The sequence below is a fragment of the Mesorhizobium sp. B2-6-1 genome (assembly GCF_006440475.1).
Lineage (GTDB): Bacteria > Pseudomonadota > Alphaproteobacteria > Rhizobiales > Rhizobiaceae > Mesorhizobium.
In genome coordinates this window covers 116,934-131,859 of sequence record NZ_VFUH01000012.1, presented here as the reverse complement: position 1 = coordinate 131,859, position 14,926 = coordinate 116,934, and the positions used below count along the sequence as shown (strand labels likewise).

Sequence of the window (14,926 nt, the reverse complement as noted above, 5' to 3'; positions counted from 1 at the left end):
CTAAAAACGCGCAGATCAGCGCCCCTCGAACCCCTTAGATAAACTGCACCTGGACGATCTCGTATCCCCTTGCACCACCCGGCGCGTTGACCTCGATGGCGTCGCCGACTTCCTTGCCGATGAGCGCCCGCGCGATCGGCGAGGAGATCGAGATGCGGCCGGACTTCACGTCCGCCTCCTGATCGCCGACGATCTGGTAGGTCTTCTTCTCCTCGGTGTCCTCGTCGACCAGCACCACGGTGGCGCCGAACTTGACCTTGTCGCCGCTGAGCTTGGTGACATCGATGACTTCGGCCCGGGCGATGAGATCCTCGAGCTCGTTGACACGGCCCTCATTGAGGCTCTGCGCCTCTTTGGCGGCATGGTATTCGGCATTTTCGGATAGGTCGCCGTGCGAGCGCGCTTCGGAGATCGCCTCGATGATGCGCGGCCGCTCCTCCTGCTGGCGCCAGCGCAGTTCTTCCTTCAATGACGCGAACCCCTCGCCTGTCATCGGGACCTTGTTCATGATACCTGACCTTTCCTGCCGCCACCCCCGCATTTCGGGGAAAGCCTTATCGATGGTGCAAAAAGAAAACGGTCCGGCAGCCTCGGGCTAACGGAACCGTTCACCGCAATTTCCCTGAATATAGCAATCTTTGCGGGCTTTTCACGCCCAAAAATCGGTTTCTGAAGAAATCATCACCGTTTTCGCGCGCGCCGTCGCAGGAGCCGGCATGGCAACAAAAAACCGGCCGTGATTGCTCGCGGCCGGTTCGAAAAGGCATTGAGGGGGTCAGCTCCTCATGAAATGGTCGATCTGTTCGGCCAGCATGCCGTATTCGCGTGAACCCTTGCCGGTTCGCTTTTCGATCTCCATCAGCTGTTGCTGGGCGCCGGCCAGGTCGCCGATCTGGAGATGGGCTTCGCCGAGATATTCGCGCACCAGCGTGTAGTTGGGATCGATGCGCAGCGCTTCCTCGTAATAGCCGAGGCCAACGGCGACGCGGCCGGAATGGCGGTGCGAATAGCCGAGATAGTTGAGGATGCGCGGGTCCTGCTTGTTGGCGGCGAGGCTGAGCACGGCGATCGCCTCGTCATAGCGGCCGGCCATCGCCAGGTCATGCCCGGCATCATAGATGCTGTCGTCGTCCAGCATGCCTTCCTGGGGTGCGACGCACTTGTTCTTCTTCTTGTCCCAGACCATGCCTTTCTTGCATTTGGTGGTCGTACTGGTGTCGTCACCGCTGCCTGCGGCAAACACCGGAACGGCAAGGAACTGCAGAGCGAGAAGCGCGCTCGCCGCCTGGATCAGCACTCTTTTATGCATCGGAGCCTCCTGGAGGGGTGAGAATGCAACACTAACGCAGCGTGTCGGCGGTTTCATCCCGGAAAAAAGCAAGGGGCTAACATGAGGTGACGGATGCTCGAAATCCGCTATCATCGGCGGCGATGAAAGCTGAGCCAGCGGAGACCGCCAGTGCAGCGACGGCTTGAAAAGAACTGGGATTTGACGATCGGGCCCGACACCGTGCGGCTGTTCATCCTCAAATGCAAGGCGTTGAGCGCCGCGATCAATGAAGACTATGCCGACGGCGCCGAACACGAAATCGAGTTCGATGGAAACACCCGTGACAATCATCATCATGACGGACTCGCCGAGGAAAGCTCGGAAAACCTGACCGAAGAGGAACTGCGCGAGCTGATCAACGACCTCAATGTCGACGAGGCGGCCGAGCTCGTCGCGCTCGCTTGGGTCGGCCGTGGCGACTACGATGCCTCGGAATGGGCCGACGCCGTCGCCGCCGCGCGCGAGCGCGCCAACAAGCACACGGCCAAATACCTGCTCGGCTTGCCGTTGCTCGCCGATTGGCTGGAGGAAGGGCTGGAAGCGATCGGTGCGTAACGCGCCGGTAATCGATTGTGATCGGGCCTAAGCGCCTTCCAGGCAACTTCGAGCATCCCGGCACCGTTTCGAGGCGATGGCAACACTGAGCTTTTCCCGAAAATACAGGATTGCATTGGTCATGGTCGTGACAGCACTGCTGGTGACGCCGGCCGATGCCAGGCATCGTCACAGGCATCACGAGCCGCTTTCACCACGGGTGGAACAGCCACTGACGCCGCGGGTTGACCGGCCGCTGAAGCCGCGCGGCGAAAGGCATCGCAAGCCGAAGCCGGCACGGCAGAGGACGCAAAATCCGAAGCCGGTACGTGCGGATGTCCCAGTGCCTGAACCGCGCCCCGCTGACGCGCCAGAGGCGACAGAACCGAACACGCAAAATCCAGCCGCAACATCCGACCGGTTTCAGGAGGAAGGATCCCCTCGGAAGCAACAAGCCCGGCCCGAGCCGCCAGCCGATGCGAAAGGCGAACCGGAGCCGCCAGCCGTGGCGCCGACGCCGACACAAAGGCCTGAGACTGCGGAACCGGAGGTTGAGCCGCCGGCCCTCGCCCCGCCACCGCCGCCAAAGCCGGCGGACGCGGACAAAAAGGAGATGCTTCCCGATCCGCGTTCGGCTGACCTGCCAGACGCGAAAATGCCTGCCGAGGAAGTCGCCTGCCGCGAGCGGCTGAGGGGTCTCGGTGTCGAATTCGAGGAGCACAAGGCTGAAAGCGATCGCGATATCGGCTGTTCGATCCCCTATCCCCTGGTGCTGAAGAGCCTTGGCAAGTCGATCGCCATTGCCCCGGGCGCCGAGCTCAATTGCGCAATGGCCGAGGCGGCGGCACGCTTTGCCGGCAACGTCATCCAGCCGGCGGCGAAAGCCGAATTCGGCACCGACCTGAAATCGATCGGCCAGGCATCGGCCTTTGTGTGCCGGCCACGCAACGGCACGCGCAAACTGTCCGAACATGCCTTCGGCAATGCGCTCGATATTGCCAGCTTCACACTTGCGGACGGCAGGACGATCGAGGTCGGCCCGGCGCCACCGGACAAGGACGCCAAATTCCTCGACGCGGTGCGCAAGGCCGCCTGCGGGCCGTTCAAGACCGTGCTGGGCCCGGGCAGCGATGCCGATCATTCGCTGCATTTGCACCTCGACCTCGAGCCGCGCCGCCACGGCGGTACCTTCTGCCAGTAGGGCCGGCTCAGAAGCGATGCCGCAATTCGGCCGCAGGCATGAACGCCGGCGCTGATTTTTCCTTTACCGTTGATCGTTAAAATCCCGCCTATCGGGAAAGGGACTGCCGATGGACGGGATATTTCGTGCCGCGCTGGCGCTTGCGCGGCAATCGAAACGCGCGCGTGCCGCTGCCGGCGGGCTGGCCGCCCTGCTTGCGCTGGCCGCGGTGTCGGCCTGCAACACCGGCAACGTGCTGGCACTGGAGCCAGCCGTCGATGTCGGCGCGCAGACCGCGGCCGTGCCGCAATATTCAGGCATGCAGCGGCTGGTTCCTTCCAATCCCTACATGACGCAGGCCGCCTATCCACGCATGGACGAGCCGATGTCGCCGGTCGAGCAGATGCCGGCCAGCGAGACCGACTGCCGTCAGCAGCTGAGGCGCCTCGGCGTCACCTTCACCGACCTGGCGCCGATCCATGAAGGCCAGTGCGGCATCGACTATCCGGTGAAGGTTTCGGCCATCGGCAGCGTCGAGATGAAGCCCGCCGCGACGCTGACCTGCGACATGGCCGCCAGCTTCGCCGCGTGGACGAAGAACGAGCTCGTTCCTTCCGCCCGCTGGCGCTACTTCTCCGGCGTCAGGACCATCCACCAGGGTTCCAGCTATTCCTGCCGCAACATCGCCGGCGAAGGCGTGCTGTCGGAACACGGCAAGGGCAACGCGCTCGACGTGATGAGCATCGAACTCAACAATGGCGACGACATCGACGTGCGCAAGCCCGGCCTGTTTGCCTTCCGCACCCGCGGCTTCCTCAACAATGTGCGCGCCGATGGCTGCCAGTATTTCACCACCGTGCTCGGCCCCGGCTACAACTACGACCACCGCAACCATTTCCACTTCGACATCAAGAACCGCAAGAGCGGCTATCGCGCCTGCCGCTGATCCCTTTGCCTGGCGGCGGCTTCGCCGCGTACAGTGACGTCGTAGAACTCGAGCGGCATCGATGAGCCAACGAAGCTTCCGACGACGCGCTGCGACCTGGCTGGTGTTGCTCATGGCGACCTATCTGGGGCTCGCCTATGTCGCCGCGCCGGAATTCTGGACGTTTCACGATCGCGGCTTTCGCAGCCAAAGCTTCGAGATGGTGACGCACACGCCGCAAGGCATTCCGGGCGACCCCATCAATATCGGCCTGATCGGCACGCAAAAAGAGGTTGTCCACGCCTTCGCCGTCGCCGGCTGGGATACGGCCGACGCCATCACATTGAGGACAGCGATCGACATCGGCGAAAGCGTGCTGTTCTCGCGCCCCTACCCCGATGCGCCCGTCAGCCGGCTGCTGTTCGAAGGCCGCGCCCAGGATCTTGCTTTCGAGAAGCCGGTCGGCGGCAGCGCCGACCGCCGTCATCATGTGCGCTTCTGGCAGACCGATGCCACGGGCGACGATGGCCGTCCGCTATGGCTGGGCTCGGCCAGTTTCGACCGTGGCGTGGGCCTGAGCCACGACACCGGCGCCATCACCCATCATATCGGCCCCGACATCGATGCCGAACGCGACTTTCTTATCCAGGATTTGACTGCCGCCGGAATGCTGATCTCAACCAGCGACCTGGAAGGCATCGGCGCCACCACGCACGGGCGCAATGGCGGCGGCGACCCCTATTTCACCGACGGCAAGGCCGTGCTCGGCGTGTTGAAGCAACTGCCATGATGCCTGAAGTCAGCTCGTGGCGATCACGACCTTGCCGAACGGTCCCTTCTCCAGATGCTGGAAGGCCTGCGCCACCTCCTCGAAACCGAAGACCTTGTCGACCAGCGGCCGGATGCCGAGCACCTCGATCGCCTGGTTCATCCGCTCGAAGGCGCGGCGATGGCCGATCGATATGCCCTGCACGACGATGCGATTGCGCAGGAACGGCACGATCGGAAAGCTGAGTTCCATCGAGCCCAGCAGGCCGATGACCGACAGGCGGCCGTCGGCGGCCAGGGCATCGAGCGATCGCCGCGCATTGTCGCCGCCGACCATCTCCAGGATATGGTTGACGCCGGTTCCACCCGTCAGGTCACGCGCGGCTTCGTCCCATGCCGGCTGGGTGCGGTAGTTGATCACTTGCCAGGCGCCGAGTTTCCTGGCCCGTTCGAGCTTGTCGTCGCTGCTCGAGGTAACGATGGCGCGCAGGCCGAAAGCAGCCGCGAATTGCAGTGCAAACAGCGACACGCCGCCGGTGCCCTGGATGAGAACGGTCTGGCCGGGCACCGGCTTCGTCGCCTCCGCCAACGCAAACCACGCCGTCAGCGCCGCGATCGGCAGCGTCGAGGCCTCGGCGTCGCTGAGCGAAGGCGGCGCCAGCACGACGGCATCCTCGTGAAGCAGCACGTAGTCGGACAAGGTGCCGGGCAGTGACAATCCCAGCGTGTGCTGGTGAAGCACCGGCGGCGCATCGCCGTCAGGCCAGTCGGCGATCACTTGGCCCAGCACGCGTTGCCCGGCCTGGAAGCGGCTGACGCCGCCGCCGACCGCCACGACCTCGCCCACCGCATCCGATGTCGGCACGAAGGGAAAGACGAGGTCCGGGATCAGCACCCCGTCTAGGATCATTCGATCCTTGTAATTCAGCGATATGGCCTTGATCCGCACCAGCAGCTCACGAGGCCCGGGTGCGGGTACCTTTCCCTGCGCCGGTTGCAGCTTGGACAGGCCAAAACCGGTCATTTGCCAGGATCTGTTGATGTCCCTGTTCATCTCGTCTGCTCCGGATTGAGTTGCTGGCGAGATCTTTACGTCATTCCACTATGGAAAAAAGTGCTTCTATGTGGCATAATTGGAAACGAATTGAAGATCATTATTCTACAATAGGGGCACAGCCATGGAATCCGCCGATCTGCAGGGCATTGTCGCCTTCGTTCAAACGATCGAAGCCGGCAGCTTCACCAGTGCGGGAGAACGGCTGCGCGTGACGAAATCGGCGGTCGGCAAATCGATCGCACAGCTGGAGCATCGGCTTGGCGTGCGTCTGCTCAATCGCACCACCCGCAGCCTGAGCCCGACAAGCGAAGGCCTCAGCTATTACGAAGCCTGCGTCAGGGCGCTGTCCGAAATCGAAGCCGCCCAGTCGCTGCTTGCCGCGCACCGGCAAGTGCCCTCGGGCCGGCTTCGGGTCGATTTGCCGTCGGCCTTCGGCCAGCGCTGCGTTGCCCCAGTTTTGTTCGACATTTCCAAGCGCTTCCCCGATCTGGCGATGGAGATCTCCTTCAACGACCGTCGCGTCGATCTCATCGAAGAAGGCATCGACCTGGCAGTTCGCATGGGCGAGCTCGATGACAGCCTGTCGCTCGCGGCGCGGCGGCTCTATGTCCAACGCTCGTGCGTATTGGCCGCCCCCGCCTACCTCGAGGAGCACGGCAGGCCGCGAACGATCGAGGAGCTCGCCGCTCATAAGCTGATCGGCTACACCCGTAACGGCGTCGCCCATCCCTGGACCATAAGGCACGCCGACGGCCAAATCGGAAAGTTCACACCGCGGGCAAGGCTGGTCCTCGACAATGGCGAGCCGATGCTCGACGCCGCCCTTGCCGGCTGCGGCATCACCTTCCTGCCGACATGGTTGGCGGCGGACAGCCTCAGGAGCGGTGCGCTCGAAATGGTGCTGTCGGACCGCCTCGTCGAAAACATTGCCGTCCACGCCGTTTGGCCGGTGACGCGAGCAGTGACGCCGAAGGTCCGCGTCGTAGTCGATGCGCTGGTCGAGCATTTTTCGGCGCCGCCCTGGGATGCCGCCTGACGGGGCCGCATGCGCTGTCATCTTCCTGAAAACGGCTGCTGACTATTTTCCAATCCAGCACGGCAATGCTATTGACCCCTGATGCTATATGTTGAAATCGCCACCGTGGTCGTCCTCATCTGCGTGAACGGCCTTCTGGCAATGTCCGAGCTTGCCATCGTCTCGTCGCGGCCGGCCCGCCTCAAGGCAATGATCGATCGCGAGGTTAAGGGCGCCGGCCGGGCGCTTGCGCTTGGCTCCAACCCCGGCAAGTTCCTGTCCTCGGTACAGATCGGCATCACCCTGGTCGGCGTGCTGTCCGGCGCCTTTTCCGGCGCCACGCTCGGTGAAAGGCTGGCGCAGTTCCTGGCCTCGAACGGCATCCGCGAAAACATCGCCGATCCGCTCGGCGTCGGCATCGTCGTGGCCATCATCACCTATGCCTCGCTGATCATCGGTGAGCTCGTGCCCAAGCAGATCGCGCTGCGCGACCCCGAGCGGGTCGCCGTGCGCGCCGCCCCGGCCATGACCGTCCTCGCCACCGTCTCGGCGCCGCTGGTCTTCCTGCTCGATATTTCGGGCCGCGCCGTGCTTTGGCTGCTCGGCCAGCGCGGCGAGAGCGAGGAGAAGGTTACCGACGAGGAGATCAAGATGCTGGTCGCCGAGGCCGAGCATCACGGCACCATCGAATCCGACGAGCGCCGCATGATCGCCGGCGTCATGCGGCTTGGCGACCGCGCCGTGCGCGCCGTCATGACGCCGCGCACCGAGGTCGACTGGATCAACCTCCAGTCCGACGATGCGACCATCCGCAAGCTCCTGATGGACACGCAGCATTCGCGCCTGCCCGCCGGCGACGGCGGCGTCGACGCCATGATCGGCGTCGTCCAGACGCGCGACGTGCTCGCGGCATTGCTGGGCGGCCGCGCGCTCGACCCGCGTCGGCACGTGCGCACCGCGCCCATCGTGCACGATCAGGCCGACGCGCTCGACGTGCTGCAGACGCTGAAGGAATCCGACGTGCCGATGGCGCTGGTGCATGACGAATACGGCCATTTCGAAGGCATCGTCACACCCGCCGACATCCTGGAGGCCATCACCGGCGTCTTCCGTTCGGACCTCGAAGCCGGCGAGGAAGAGAATGCCGTCAAGCGCGACGACGGCTCATGGCTGCTTGCCGGCTATATGCAGGCCGACGAGATGGCCGAGGTGCTGGGCATCGACTTGCCGGAAAACCGCGACTACGAGACCGTCGCCGGCTATGTGCTGTCGCACATGCACCATCTGCCGGCGACCGGCGAATGCGTCGACGCGCAAGGCTGGCGTTTCGAGGTGGTCGATCTCGACGGCCGCCGCATCGACAAGCTGATCGCCACGCGCCTGCCCAGCGGCCACCGCGAAGTGGTGCGCTGACTGTTCGAACGTTGCCTCGAGTCAAGCGGTCATTGGCCGTCCGTCCGCGCCTACTGCTCCGTGAAGGCGCGGGCGAACGAATCGAGCATCGGCCGCGCGAGATATTCCAGGAAAGTCCGGTCGCCGGTGCTGATGAACGCCTCGACCGGCGTCCCGGGATAGAGCTGCTCGGGCTTCACGCGGGATGGCAGGGCGTCGATCTTCAGCTTCGCCCGGAAATAGGGTTCACGCGTAGCCTCGTCGATCAGCCGATCCGCGGAAACCTGTGTCACGGTGGCTGGAACCTCGGGCGTGAGCCGCGCGTTCAAGGCGGACAATCGCAGTTTCGCCGGCTGGCCGACGCGTACCTGATCGATGTCCTTCGGCCGCAGCTTCGTGTCCACGACCAACCCCGATGCCGTCGGCAGGATTTCCATGATCTTTTCGCCCGGGGCAATTACGCTGCCCTTGGAATTGTAGGTCGACGACACCACGATGCCCGCTGCCGGCGCCTTGATTGTCGTGCGCCGCAGCACCGCCGCGGCCGCCCTGATCTGTTCCTCGACGTCGGCCAGGTTGGAGCGAACCTCGTCCAACTTCGTCAGCGCCTCCTCCACCCGTTGCGTGGTCAAGCGCTCGGTCTGCTCCTGCGCCTCGACGATCTGGGTGCTGGCCGATGCAAGACTGGCCTCCAGCGCTCCCGCCTGGCCGACGAGGTCGGCTTCGCTGCGCAGAAGCTGGTAGTATTCGGTGCGGTTGGTCAGGCCTTTGTCCAAAAGGCTGGTCTTGATGCCGAGCTCCTTTTTCACCACGTCTACCTGCTGCTGGATGGCTTGTTTCTGGGCGTTCAATCCCACCACGGACTGGCGATGCATGGCGACCCGCTGCGCGAGGATGGATCGTTCCGACCGGAACCGGGCGAGCCTGGCGTCGAATTCCTTCTGCTGTTCGCGAACCAGCATTTCGAAATCGTGCTGAAGCGGCGCCGGCGCCGCTGTTGTGATCGGCGCCAGCCTGTCCAGCCCGTCCCGCTCCGCCTCTAGCCGCGCCGCACTTGCCCTGAGCGCGATCGACTGCCTCGTCAGCCGGTTGAGCTCGGCCTGCGCGGCGGTTGGATCCAGCACGATCAGATCCTGCGCCTGCCGCACGCGATCGCCTTCGTGGACCAGCAACTCTTGGACGATGCCGCCCTCGGGGTGCTGGATGAGGATGTTCCCGCCCATCGCCGAGATCGTGCCTTGCGTGATCACCGCGCCGGACAAGGGGGCATAGGCCGCCCAATAGCCGAAGCAACCTGCAAATATCGCTATCGCCGCATAGCCGCCGAATGCCACGCGCCCTGTGTCGGTGCGTGGATTGCGTTCCCCGGCGAGGCTGTGCACTGCCATCATCTACGATCCAAAGCGGGTTTTTTGCGGGGCGCTGCGGAGGGTCGTGGCGAACGACCCCGTCACCACTGTATTCTGCCGGGAAGAATTGCCGGCGAGCGGCTGCCGCAGCAAATCGCTGCTCGGGCCGAAGGCTTCGATCGCGCCGTCGCGCAGCAGCATCACGCGGTCGCAGGCCGCTGCGATCGAAGGGCGGTGCGTGATCACGATCAAGGTAATCCCCGCCGACCGCGCATCCGAGAGCACCGCTTCGAGCGCCGCTTCGCCGGCGCCGTCGAGACGAGCGTTGGGCTCGTCCAGGACGAGAATTCTGGGGTTGCCGTACAGGGCGCGCGCCAGCCCGATCCTTTGGCGCTCGCCGCCCGACAGCGCCCTGTCAGAGAGACCGATCATCGTCTGGTAGCCGTCGCGCTGCGTCAAAATCAGTTCATGGGCCTGGGCACGCTTTGCCGCCTCGACGATCGAGGCGTCATCCGCGTCGGGGTCGAAGCGGCCGACGTTCTCCGCGATCGATCCCGGGAACAGTTCCACCTCCTGCGCGAGATAGCCGATATGCCTTCCAAGCTGCTTTTCGTCCCAGGTCCTGAGATCGGCACCGTCGATCCTGACCGAGCCGCTGACCGGTTGGAGCGCACCGACAAGCAATCTGGCGAGCGTCGATTTGCCGGCTCCGCTCGGGCCGACGATCGCCACCGCCTCGCCGGCCCCGATGTGGAAATTCAGCCTCTTGACGATGGGCGGACCGCCGGGCGTATTCGGCGCGACGTAGATCAGATCCTGCGCCGAAATCGCGCCTGACGGATCAGGCAAGGCCAGTTTTTGCACCGCGGACGGACCTGCCGAAAGGGTTGCCTCCAGCCGTTTCCACGATCGTCTGGCGTCGACGATCTGCCGCCACGAGCCGATCAGTTGGTCGAGCGGCTGCAGCGCGCGCGACGATACCAGGGAAGACGCGAATATCATCCCGGCCGTCATCTTGCCTTGCAGGACCAGCCACGCACCCACGCCCAGTATCGCCAGCTGCAGCATCATCCGCACCGCCCGCGACGTTCCGCTGAAGATCGCATTAGCCGTCGACGCGCGGTCGTGAACGATCAGCGCTTCGGCGACGTGCTTTCCCCAAGCCCGCGCGGCGTTCTGGACCATGCCCATGGCGCGCAGCGTCTCGGCGTCGCGGGCAAAGGCCTGCTCCGACTGGCTGGCGACCGCCGAACGTCGTGAAAACAAAGCGTCGTTCCTGCCGATGGCAAGCTGGGTTGCCAGGACCAGTGCAAGCAGCATCGCCACGCCAGCCAGGGTGAGCCAGAACAGGACGGGATGGATCAGGTAGAGCAGTCCGAGGAAGAACGGAGCAAACGGCAGGTCGAACAGGACCGCCACGCCGCGCGACCTGATGAAGGCGCATACCGAGGCGAGATCACGCAATGGCGACAGACCTGCGGAGGCGTGGTCGGCGCCAAGCGAAGCGGCGAACGTCTCCGCCCCGAGCTTGCTGTCGATGCTGGCCGCGACGCGCTGCGTGTAAATGGAGCGCACCGCGTCCAGAAAGCCCAGAAAGACCAGCGCGAGAACCGCGATGACCGACAGGTAGACAAGCGTCTCGACATTGGAGGAAGGCAGGACCCGATCATACACCTGCAACAGATAGAGCGGGATCACCAGCAGCAGGACGTTGATCAGCAACGAGAAAACGCCGACATCGGCGATGGCGCGCCACAAGACCGCCCGCAGACCTGACTGTCCCATCGTTCCCGCGCTCCCTTGGCGGCTCATGTCCCGAGACATCGGCGCTCAGACCGAGTGGTCGCCCGCAACGTCCAGGGGGTGGTGCTGCAGGTCATCCAGCGTATAGGCGCGGATATAGTCGATCTTCATCTCCGCCGGCGTGGCGAGATGGTCGGGAGGCGCGCCGGCAAAACCGCCGACGGCTAGATCGGCCAGCATGTACATGGGCGTGTGCATGTCGGACGGCGTCGCGGCTTCGGCGACCTTTACGCCGTCATAGGTCCAGACGAGCGTATCCGGTGTCCACAGCAGGCCATAGGTATGGAAGCCGTCGGTGTCCGAAACATTCACCGAGGAAGAGACCTTGGTGTGCTGTCCCGTCTCGTTCGTGTGCGCCGTCATGATGAGCGTGTTCGGATCCTGCCCGCGCGCTTCCAGGACGTCCAGTTCCGGCGGCCACGAGCCGTCTTCCGGCAGCAGCCAGAAGGCCGGCCAGGCTCCGGCCGTTTCGGGCAGGTCCGCCCGCATTTCGAAATAGCCGTAGGTCTGCGAGAAGCTTTCGTGGGTCGTCAGGATGCCCGAGGTGTATTCGTAATTGTTGATCAGTGGCTTGATGTCTTCGGGCGCTTGCGCCGCAGTGATGGTGAGCACCCCGTTTTCCACGCTGAACGGGTGGACTGAGCTGGTCGGGCCGTAATTGGCGTCGATGTACCATTGCAGCTCCCCATTGCTGCTCAACGTGCTTCCGTTCGGCGCTCCCCACCAGAAGTTGGAATTCCAGGTGCCATCATGGCCGTTCCAAAGGCTGAGCGTGTTGAAGTCGTCGGAAAAGGACAGCGTCATTCCGGACTTGTCGATCGGCAGTTCGAACTGGCTGGGCGCCAGCTTGTCCACCGTCGTGTTGTTGAAGACCAGCACCTCGTCGGATCCGAGGTTCAGCAGAAGGTTCGATCCTGCCTGGGTCATATGTGCCTTGACGTCGTCGAAAGACATGAAGTCGTAGCCATTGAGGCGGACCGTGTCGTCCGCGCCGAAATCGGTGATCAGGTCGCTTCCATTGCCCTTGGTGATGATGAAAGTGTCGGCGCCGCTGCCGCCGATCAGCACGTCGTTGCCCTGACCGCCATCCAGCGTCTGATGGCCCGAGCCACCCTTGATGATGTTGTCCAACGCATTTCCGAACGCATAGCGATTGTTGCCGGTGACGACGAGATTCTCGAAATTGTCGGGGAGCTTGTAGCTCATCCATGTGTCGATCGTGTCGATGCCAGCCCCGGGATCCTCCACCACCTTGTTGTTGGTGGAATAGAGGTGATAGTAGTCGTCGCCCGCGCCGCCATAGATGGTGACGTTGACGCTGGCGTCCCCCCAGAAGGAGTCGTTGCCGGAGGTGCCGTGCAATTCCGGCCCGGATCCGGTCGCCGAGAACCAATGGGTGGACGTGCCCGTGTAGGGGAGAGGGATGCCTTTGGCGTTCACGACGGTGCTCATCAGGAAATCCTTTCCTCGCGCCTGTTCAGGTCATTCGAAACGGCAACCGCTTACGGAGCAACGTTGCCATGCACGATGTCGTTCCAGGAGCTTGCCACACAGTTCAGCATTACATCGACTGTTGGGTGACATTTTTCGAAACGAAAGCACTAGAGGCCAAGAAATGGTCTATAAATCGTAATGAGGTCAGTAAAACTTTTAATAAAATTTTCGCTTATACCGAGAAAACGGCGATATACTTGCTGCCACGCCTGGCGTAGGTCACAAAAAAGCGATTCCGGCCTTCTGGCGGGCCGTAACATTGCCGCTCTGGAGCGATGGGCGAATTCGAGGGCTGGCGCATCGAGCGAGGGAACAGGCCTCGGGCCGGCGGCGCAGTGCCTGCTATTTGTCGCAGGGGAACACCGTCAAACCGCGGCTTCGATCGGTTCGGAAAGCTTCGGGTTCGAGCGCGAGGCGATCAGGCAGCTGGCCACGATGAGGCCCGCTCCCGCCAGCGTGGTCCAGGTCACCGCCTCGTCGAAGAAGAACCACCCAAGCGCGATCGCCCAGATAAAGGCGGAGTATTCGGTCGGGATCAGATATTGCGCTTCGGCGCGCGCGTAGGCCCAGCTCATCAGGAATTGGCCGGCGAGCGAAAGCGCCGTCACCCCGGCGAGAGGAAGCCAGAGCTCGCTTGGCAGCGCAATGGCAAGCCAGGGTGCCGCGAGACCGAGGATGACGGCAACGCAAAGGTTTTGGAACAGCATGATTTCGATCGGCTTGGCCAGCAGCGCCTGTTGCCGCGCAAGGATCAGATTGTAGGCGTAGAACACCGTCGATACCAGCACGGCGGCCGTGCCGAGCAGGGCATCCTCGGCATAGGTCGCATGCCCGAACTGCCCGGCTATTATGATTGCGACACCGGCAATGCCGGCCAGCGATGCCCAGATCGCCTGCCGTTGTATCCGTTCGCCCAACAACAGCGCGGCCAGCAGGAGCGCAAACAGCGGCGCCACGAAACTGAGGCCGATCGCCTCCGCCAGCGGCAGCCTGGCAAGCCCCCAGAAGAACGACAGCAAGACAATGCCGACAACAACGGCACGCAGCGCATGCAGCCTCAACACGGAAAGGGCGGGAAATGAACGCGACCCTGCCGACCAGCCGGCGCCCGCGACCACGGTCGCCAGCATGCTGCGCCATAGCACCGTGTTGTAGACGCCCACGGCAATGACCAGAACCTTCATCGCCGCATCCATCCCCGACAGAAGGAAGATGCCGAGCGCGCACACCAGCACCGGGATCATGGGGGAAACGACGCCTGCCAGGCTGGATGACTTCACGGGGCTTTGCTCATGTGATGGATCGCGGCCGGATATATCAGGGCAGAACGGCCGAGCCAGATGGCAGCTCCGCCCATATGGAGGGCCAACCCGTATCGGTCCGGCATCGCGCGAAAGCAACCTTCACAGCTCCACGCCTCAGCCCGGATACGATGCTGAATCCGCTGTCTTGCTCACTTCCGCTGCCCCGAACGCCGATGAAAACAGATGAACTCCCAAGCTTGACCGGCGTTCCCCGCGCATGATGCGGAAACTCTTCGTGTTTGGTACCTTGAAGAAAGGCTTTCCCCTTCACGGCGAGGGTTTGTCCGAAGCCGCATTTCTGGGCGCCTACAGGACGCGAGAGCGCTTCCCGATGCTGATCGCTGGACCTCGCTTCGCTCCGATGATGTTCAATGAACCAGGCGTCGGCTTCCAGGTCGGCGGCGAACTCTACGCCGTGGACGATCGCGCCTTGGCAAACCTCGACAGGATCGAATCCGTTGGCACGCCCGGAAATTTGCGCGTGCTGATCGAAGCAGAGCCTGTCGATGGCGGGCCGCCTGTCTCGGCATATGTCTACATGAAATCCCGGCATCTCGCCGCGCCGATCCACTCCCGATATCTCAAGGACTACAATGATCGGCGCTTCGCGCTTTCATGGGGTGGCTAGAACAACTCCAGGAAACGTGCATGGCGTTTGCCGCCTGGTTCGGCTTTTCTGCGACGCCAAGTGGTTTCACCTCGCCACTGATGCTCCGGCACGTTTTAGCGCCAAGGGATTTTGAGCTAAGGTGACGCATCACCGATGCGGCATAGA

At 63.3% G+C, this 14,926-nt stretch carries 14 protein-coding genes; 7 read left to right on the top strand and 7 right to left on the bottom strand.

Translation table 11 applies throughout. The features are described from left to right. Nucleotides 1–34 precede the first annotated feature (34 nt). Nucleotides 35–508: a transcription elongation factor GreA gene (greA, locus tag FJ443_RS23190; protein ID WP_008877613.1), complete on the bottom strand. Its 474-nt coding sequence runs from the start codon at nucleotides 506–508 to the stop codon at nucleotides 35–37. Between the two features lie 267 nt (nucleotides 509–775). Further along, nucleotides 776–1,309 carry a tetratricopeptide repeat protein gene (locus FJ443_RS23185; protein ID WP_140495965.1) on the bottom strand — a complete coding sequence of 178 codons (534 nt, stop codon included), beginning with the start codon at nucleotides 1,307–1,309 and terminating at the stop codon, nucleotides 776–778. Nucleotides 1,310–1,459: 150 nt separating this feature from the next. On the opposite strand from FJ443_RS23185, the gene FJ443_RS23180 reads away from it, so the two are divergent. The 4 genes from FJ443_RS23180 to FJ443_RS23165 all read left to right on the top strand — a co-directional run bounded on the left by FJ443_RS23180 (nucleotide 1,460) and on the right by FJ443_RS23165 (nucleotide 4,759). Then, nucleotides 1,460–1,885: a DUF3775 domain-containing protein gene (locus FJ443_RS23180; RefSeq protein ID WP_140524880.1), complete on the top strand. Its 426-nt coding sequence runs from the start codon at nucleotides 1,460–1,462 to the stop codon at nucleotides 1,883–1,885. A gap of 199 nt (nucleotides 1,886–2,084) precedes the next feature. Next, on the top strand, nucleotides 2,085–3,065 hold the full coding sequence (locus tag FJ443_RS23175) for an extensin family protein (RefSeq protein ID WP_224646967.1): 981 nt from the start codon (nucleotides 2,085–2,087) through the stop codon (nucleotides 3,063–3,065). Nucleotides 3,066–3,174: 109 nt separating this feature from the next. Continuing rightward, nucleotides 3,175–3,990: an extensin family protein gene (locus tag FJ443_RS23170; RefSeq protein WP_140495967.1), complete on the top strand. Its 816-nt coding sequence runs from the start codon at nucleotides 3,175–3,177 to the stop codon at nucleotides 3,988–3,990. 61 nt (nucleotides 3,991–4,051) lie between these two features. Continuing rightward, entirely contained in the window at nucleotides 4,052–4,759 is a 708-nt protein-coding gene (locus tag FJ443_RS23165) for an LssY C-terminal domain-containing protein (protein ID WP_140666121.1), read from the top strand. A gap of 9 nt (nucleotides 4,760–4,768) precedes the next feature. On the opposite strand, the gene FJ443_RS23160 is transcribed toward FJ443_RS23165, so the two are convergent. Next, a complete protein-coding gene (locus FJ443_RS23160) occupies nucleotides 4,769–5,791 on the bottom strand; it encodes an NAD(P)-dependent alcohol dehydrogenase (protein ID WP_140666119.1) in 1,023 nt (340 codons plus the stop codon). 124 nt (nucleotides 5,792–5,915) lie between these two features. Between FJ443_RS23160 and FJ443_RS23155 the strand changes: the two genes are divergently transcribed. Both FJ443_RS23155 and FJ443_RS23150 read left to right on the top strand, forming a co-directional pair. Continuing rightward, nucleotides 5,916–6,830: a LysR family transcriptional regulator gene (locus FJ443_RS23155; protein ID WP_140516826.1), complete on the top strand. Its 915-nt coding sequence runs from the start codon at nucleotides 5,916–5,918 to the stop codon at nucleotides 6,828–6,830. An 81-nt stretch (nucleotides 6,831–6,911) separates the two neighbouring features. Beyond that, nucleotides 6,912–8,222: a hemolysin family protein gene (locus tag FJ443_RS23150; RefSeq protein ID WP_140516828.1), complete on the top strand. Its 1,311-nt coding sequence runs from the start codon at nucleotides 6,912–6,914 to the stop codon at nucleotides 8,220–8,222. A 50-nt stretch (nucleotides 8,223–8,272) separates the two neighbouring features. Here FJ443_RS23150 and FJ443_RS23145 read toward each other — a convergent pair whose 3' ends face one another. From FJ443_RS23145 to FJ443_RS23130, 4 genes are all read right to left on the bottom strand, one after another. Continuing rightward, a complete protein-coding gene (locus FJ443_RS23145) occupies nucleotides 8,273–9,592 on the bottom strand; it encodes an HlyD family type I secretion periplasmic adaptor subunit (protein WP_246681241.1) in 1,320 nt (439 codons plus the stop codon). Continuing rightward, the gene (locus tag FJ443_RS23140) at nucleotides 9,593–11,335 is read right to left on the bottom strand and encodes a type I secretion system permease/ATPase (RefSeq protein WP_140666115.1); all 1,743 of its coding nucleotides are present in this window, start codon (nucleotides 11,333–11,335) and stop codon (nucleotides 9,593–9,595) included. A 45-nt stretch (nucleotides 11,336–11,380) separates the two neighbouring features. Beyond that, complete coding sequence (locus FJ443_RS23135; protein ID WP_140666113.1) at nucleotides 11,381–12,805, bottom strand: family 16 glycosylhydrolase; 1,425 nt, start codon at nucleotides 12,803–12,805, stop codon at nucleotides 11,381–11,383. 407 nt (nucleotides 12,806–13,212) lie between these two features. Continuing rightward, on the bottom strand, nucleotides 13,213–14,091 hold the full coding sequence (locus FJ443_RS23130; protein ID WP_140516990.1) for a DMT family transporter: 879 nt from the start codon (nucleotides 14,089–14,091) through the stop codon (nucleotides 13,213–13,215). A 295-nt stretch (nucleotides 14,092–14,386) separates the two neighbouring features. Between FJ443_RS23130 and FJ443_RS23125 the strand changes: the two genes are divergently transcribed. Further along, nucleotides 14,387–14,779 (top strand): gamma-glutamylcyclotransferase family protein, encoded by a 393-nt coding sequence (locus FJ443_RS23125; protein WP_246671754.1) that lies wholly within the window; start codon nucleotides 14,387–14,389, stop codon nucleotides 14,777–14,779. Nucleotides 14,780–14,926: the final 147 nt, after the last annotated feature.

Bases quoted from the DNA above. Each gene is read 5' to 3' on its own strand.
- greA (WP_008877613.1), bottom strand. From the start codon at position 508: ATGAACAAGGTCCCGATGACAGGCGAGGGGTTCGCGTCATTGAAGGAA.
- FJ443_RS23185 (WP_140495965.1), bottom strand. From the start codon at position 1,309: ATGCATAAAAGAGTGCTGATCCAGGCGGCGAGCGCGCTTCTCGCTCTG.
- FJ443_RS23170 (WP_140495967.1), top strand. From the start codon at position 3,175: ATGGACGGGATATTTCGTGCCGCGCTGGCGCTTGCGCGGCAATCGAAA.
- FJ443_RS23165 (WP_140666121.1), top strand. From the start codon at position 4,052: ATGAGCCAACGAAGCTTCCGACGACGCGCTGCGACCTGGCTGGTGTTG.
- FJ443_RS23160 (WP_140666119.1), bottom strand. From the start codon at position 5,791: ATGAACAGGGACATCAACAGATCCTGGCAAATGACCGGTTTTGGCCTG.
- FJ443_RS23155 (WP_140516826.1), top strand. From the start codon at position 5,916: ATGGAATCCGCCGATCTGCAGGGCATTGTCGCCTTCGTTCAAACGATC.
- FJ443_RS23150 (WP_140516828.1), top strand. From the start codon at position 6,912: ATGCTATATGTTGAAATCGCCACCGTGGTCGTCCTCATCTGCGTGAAC.
- FJ443_RS23145 (WP_246681241.1), bottom strand. From the start codon at position 9,592: ATGATGGCAGTGCACAGCCTCGCCGGGGAACGCAATCCACGCACCGAC.
- FJ443_RS23140 (WP_140666115.1), bottom strand. From the start codon at position 11,335: ATGGGACAGTCAGGTCTGCGGGCGGTCTTGTGGCGCGCCATCGCCGAT.
- FJ443_RS23135 (WP_140666113.1), bottom strand. From the start codon at position 12,805: ATGAGCACCGTCGTGAACGCCAAAGGCATCCCTCTCCCCTACACGGGC.
- FJ443_RS23130 (WP_140516990.1), bottom strand. From the start codon at position 14,091: ATGATCCCGGTGCTGGTGTGCGCGCTCGGCATCTTCCTTCTGTCGGGG.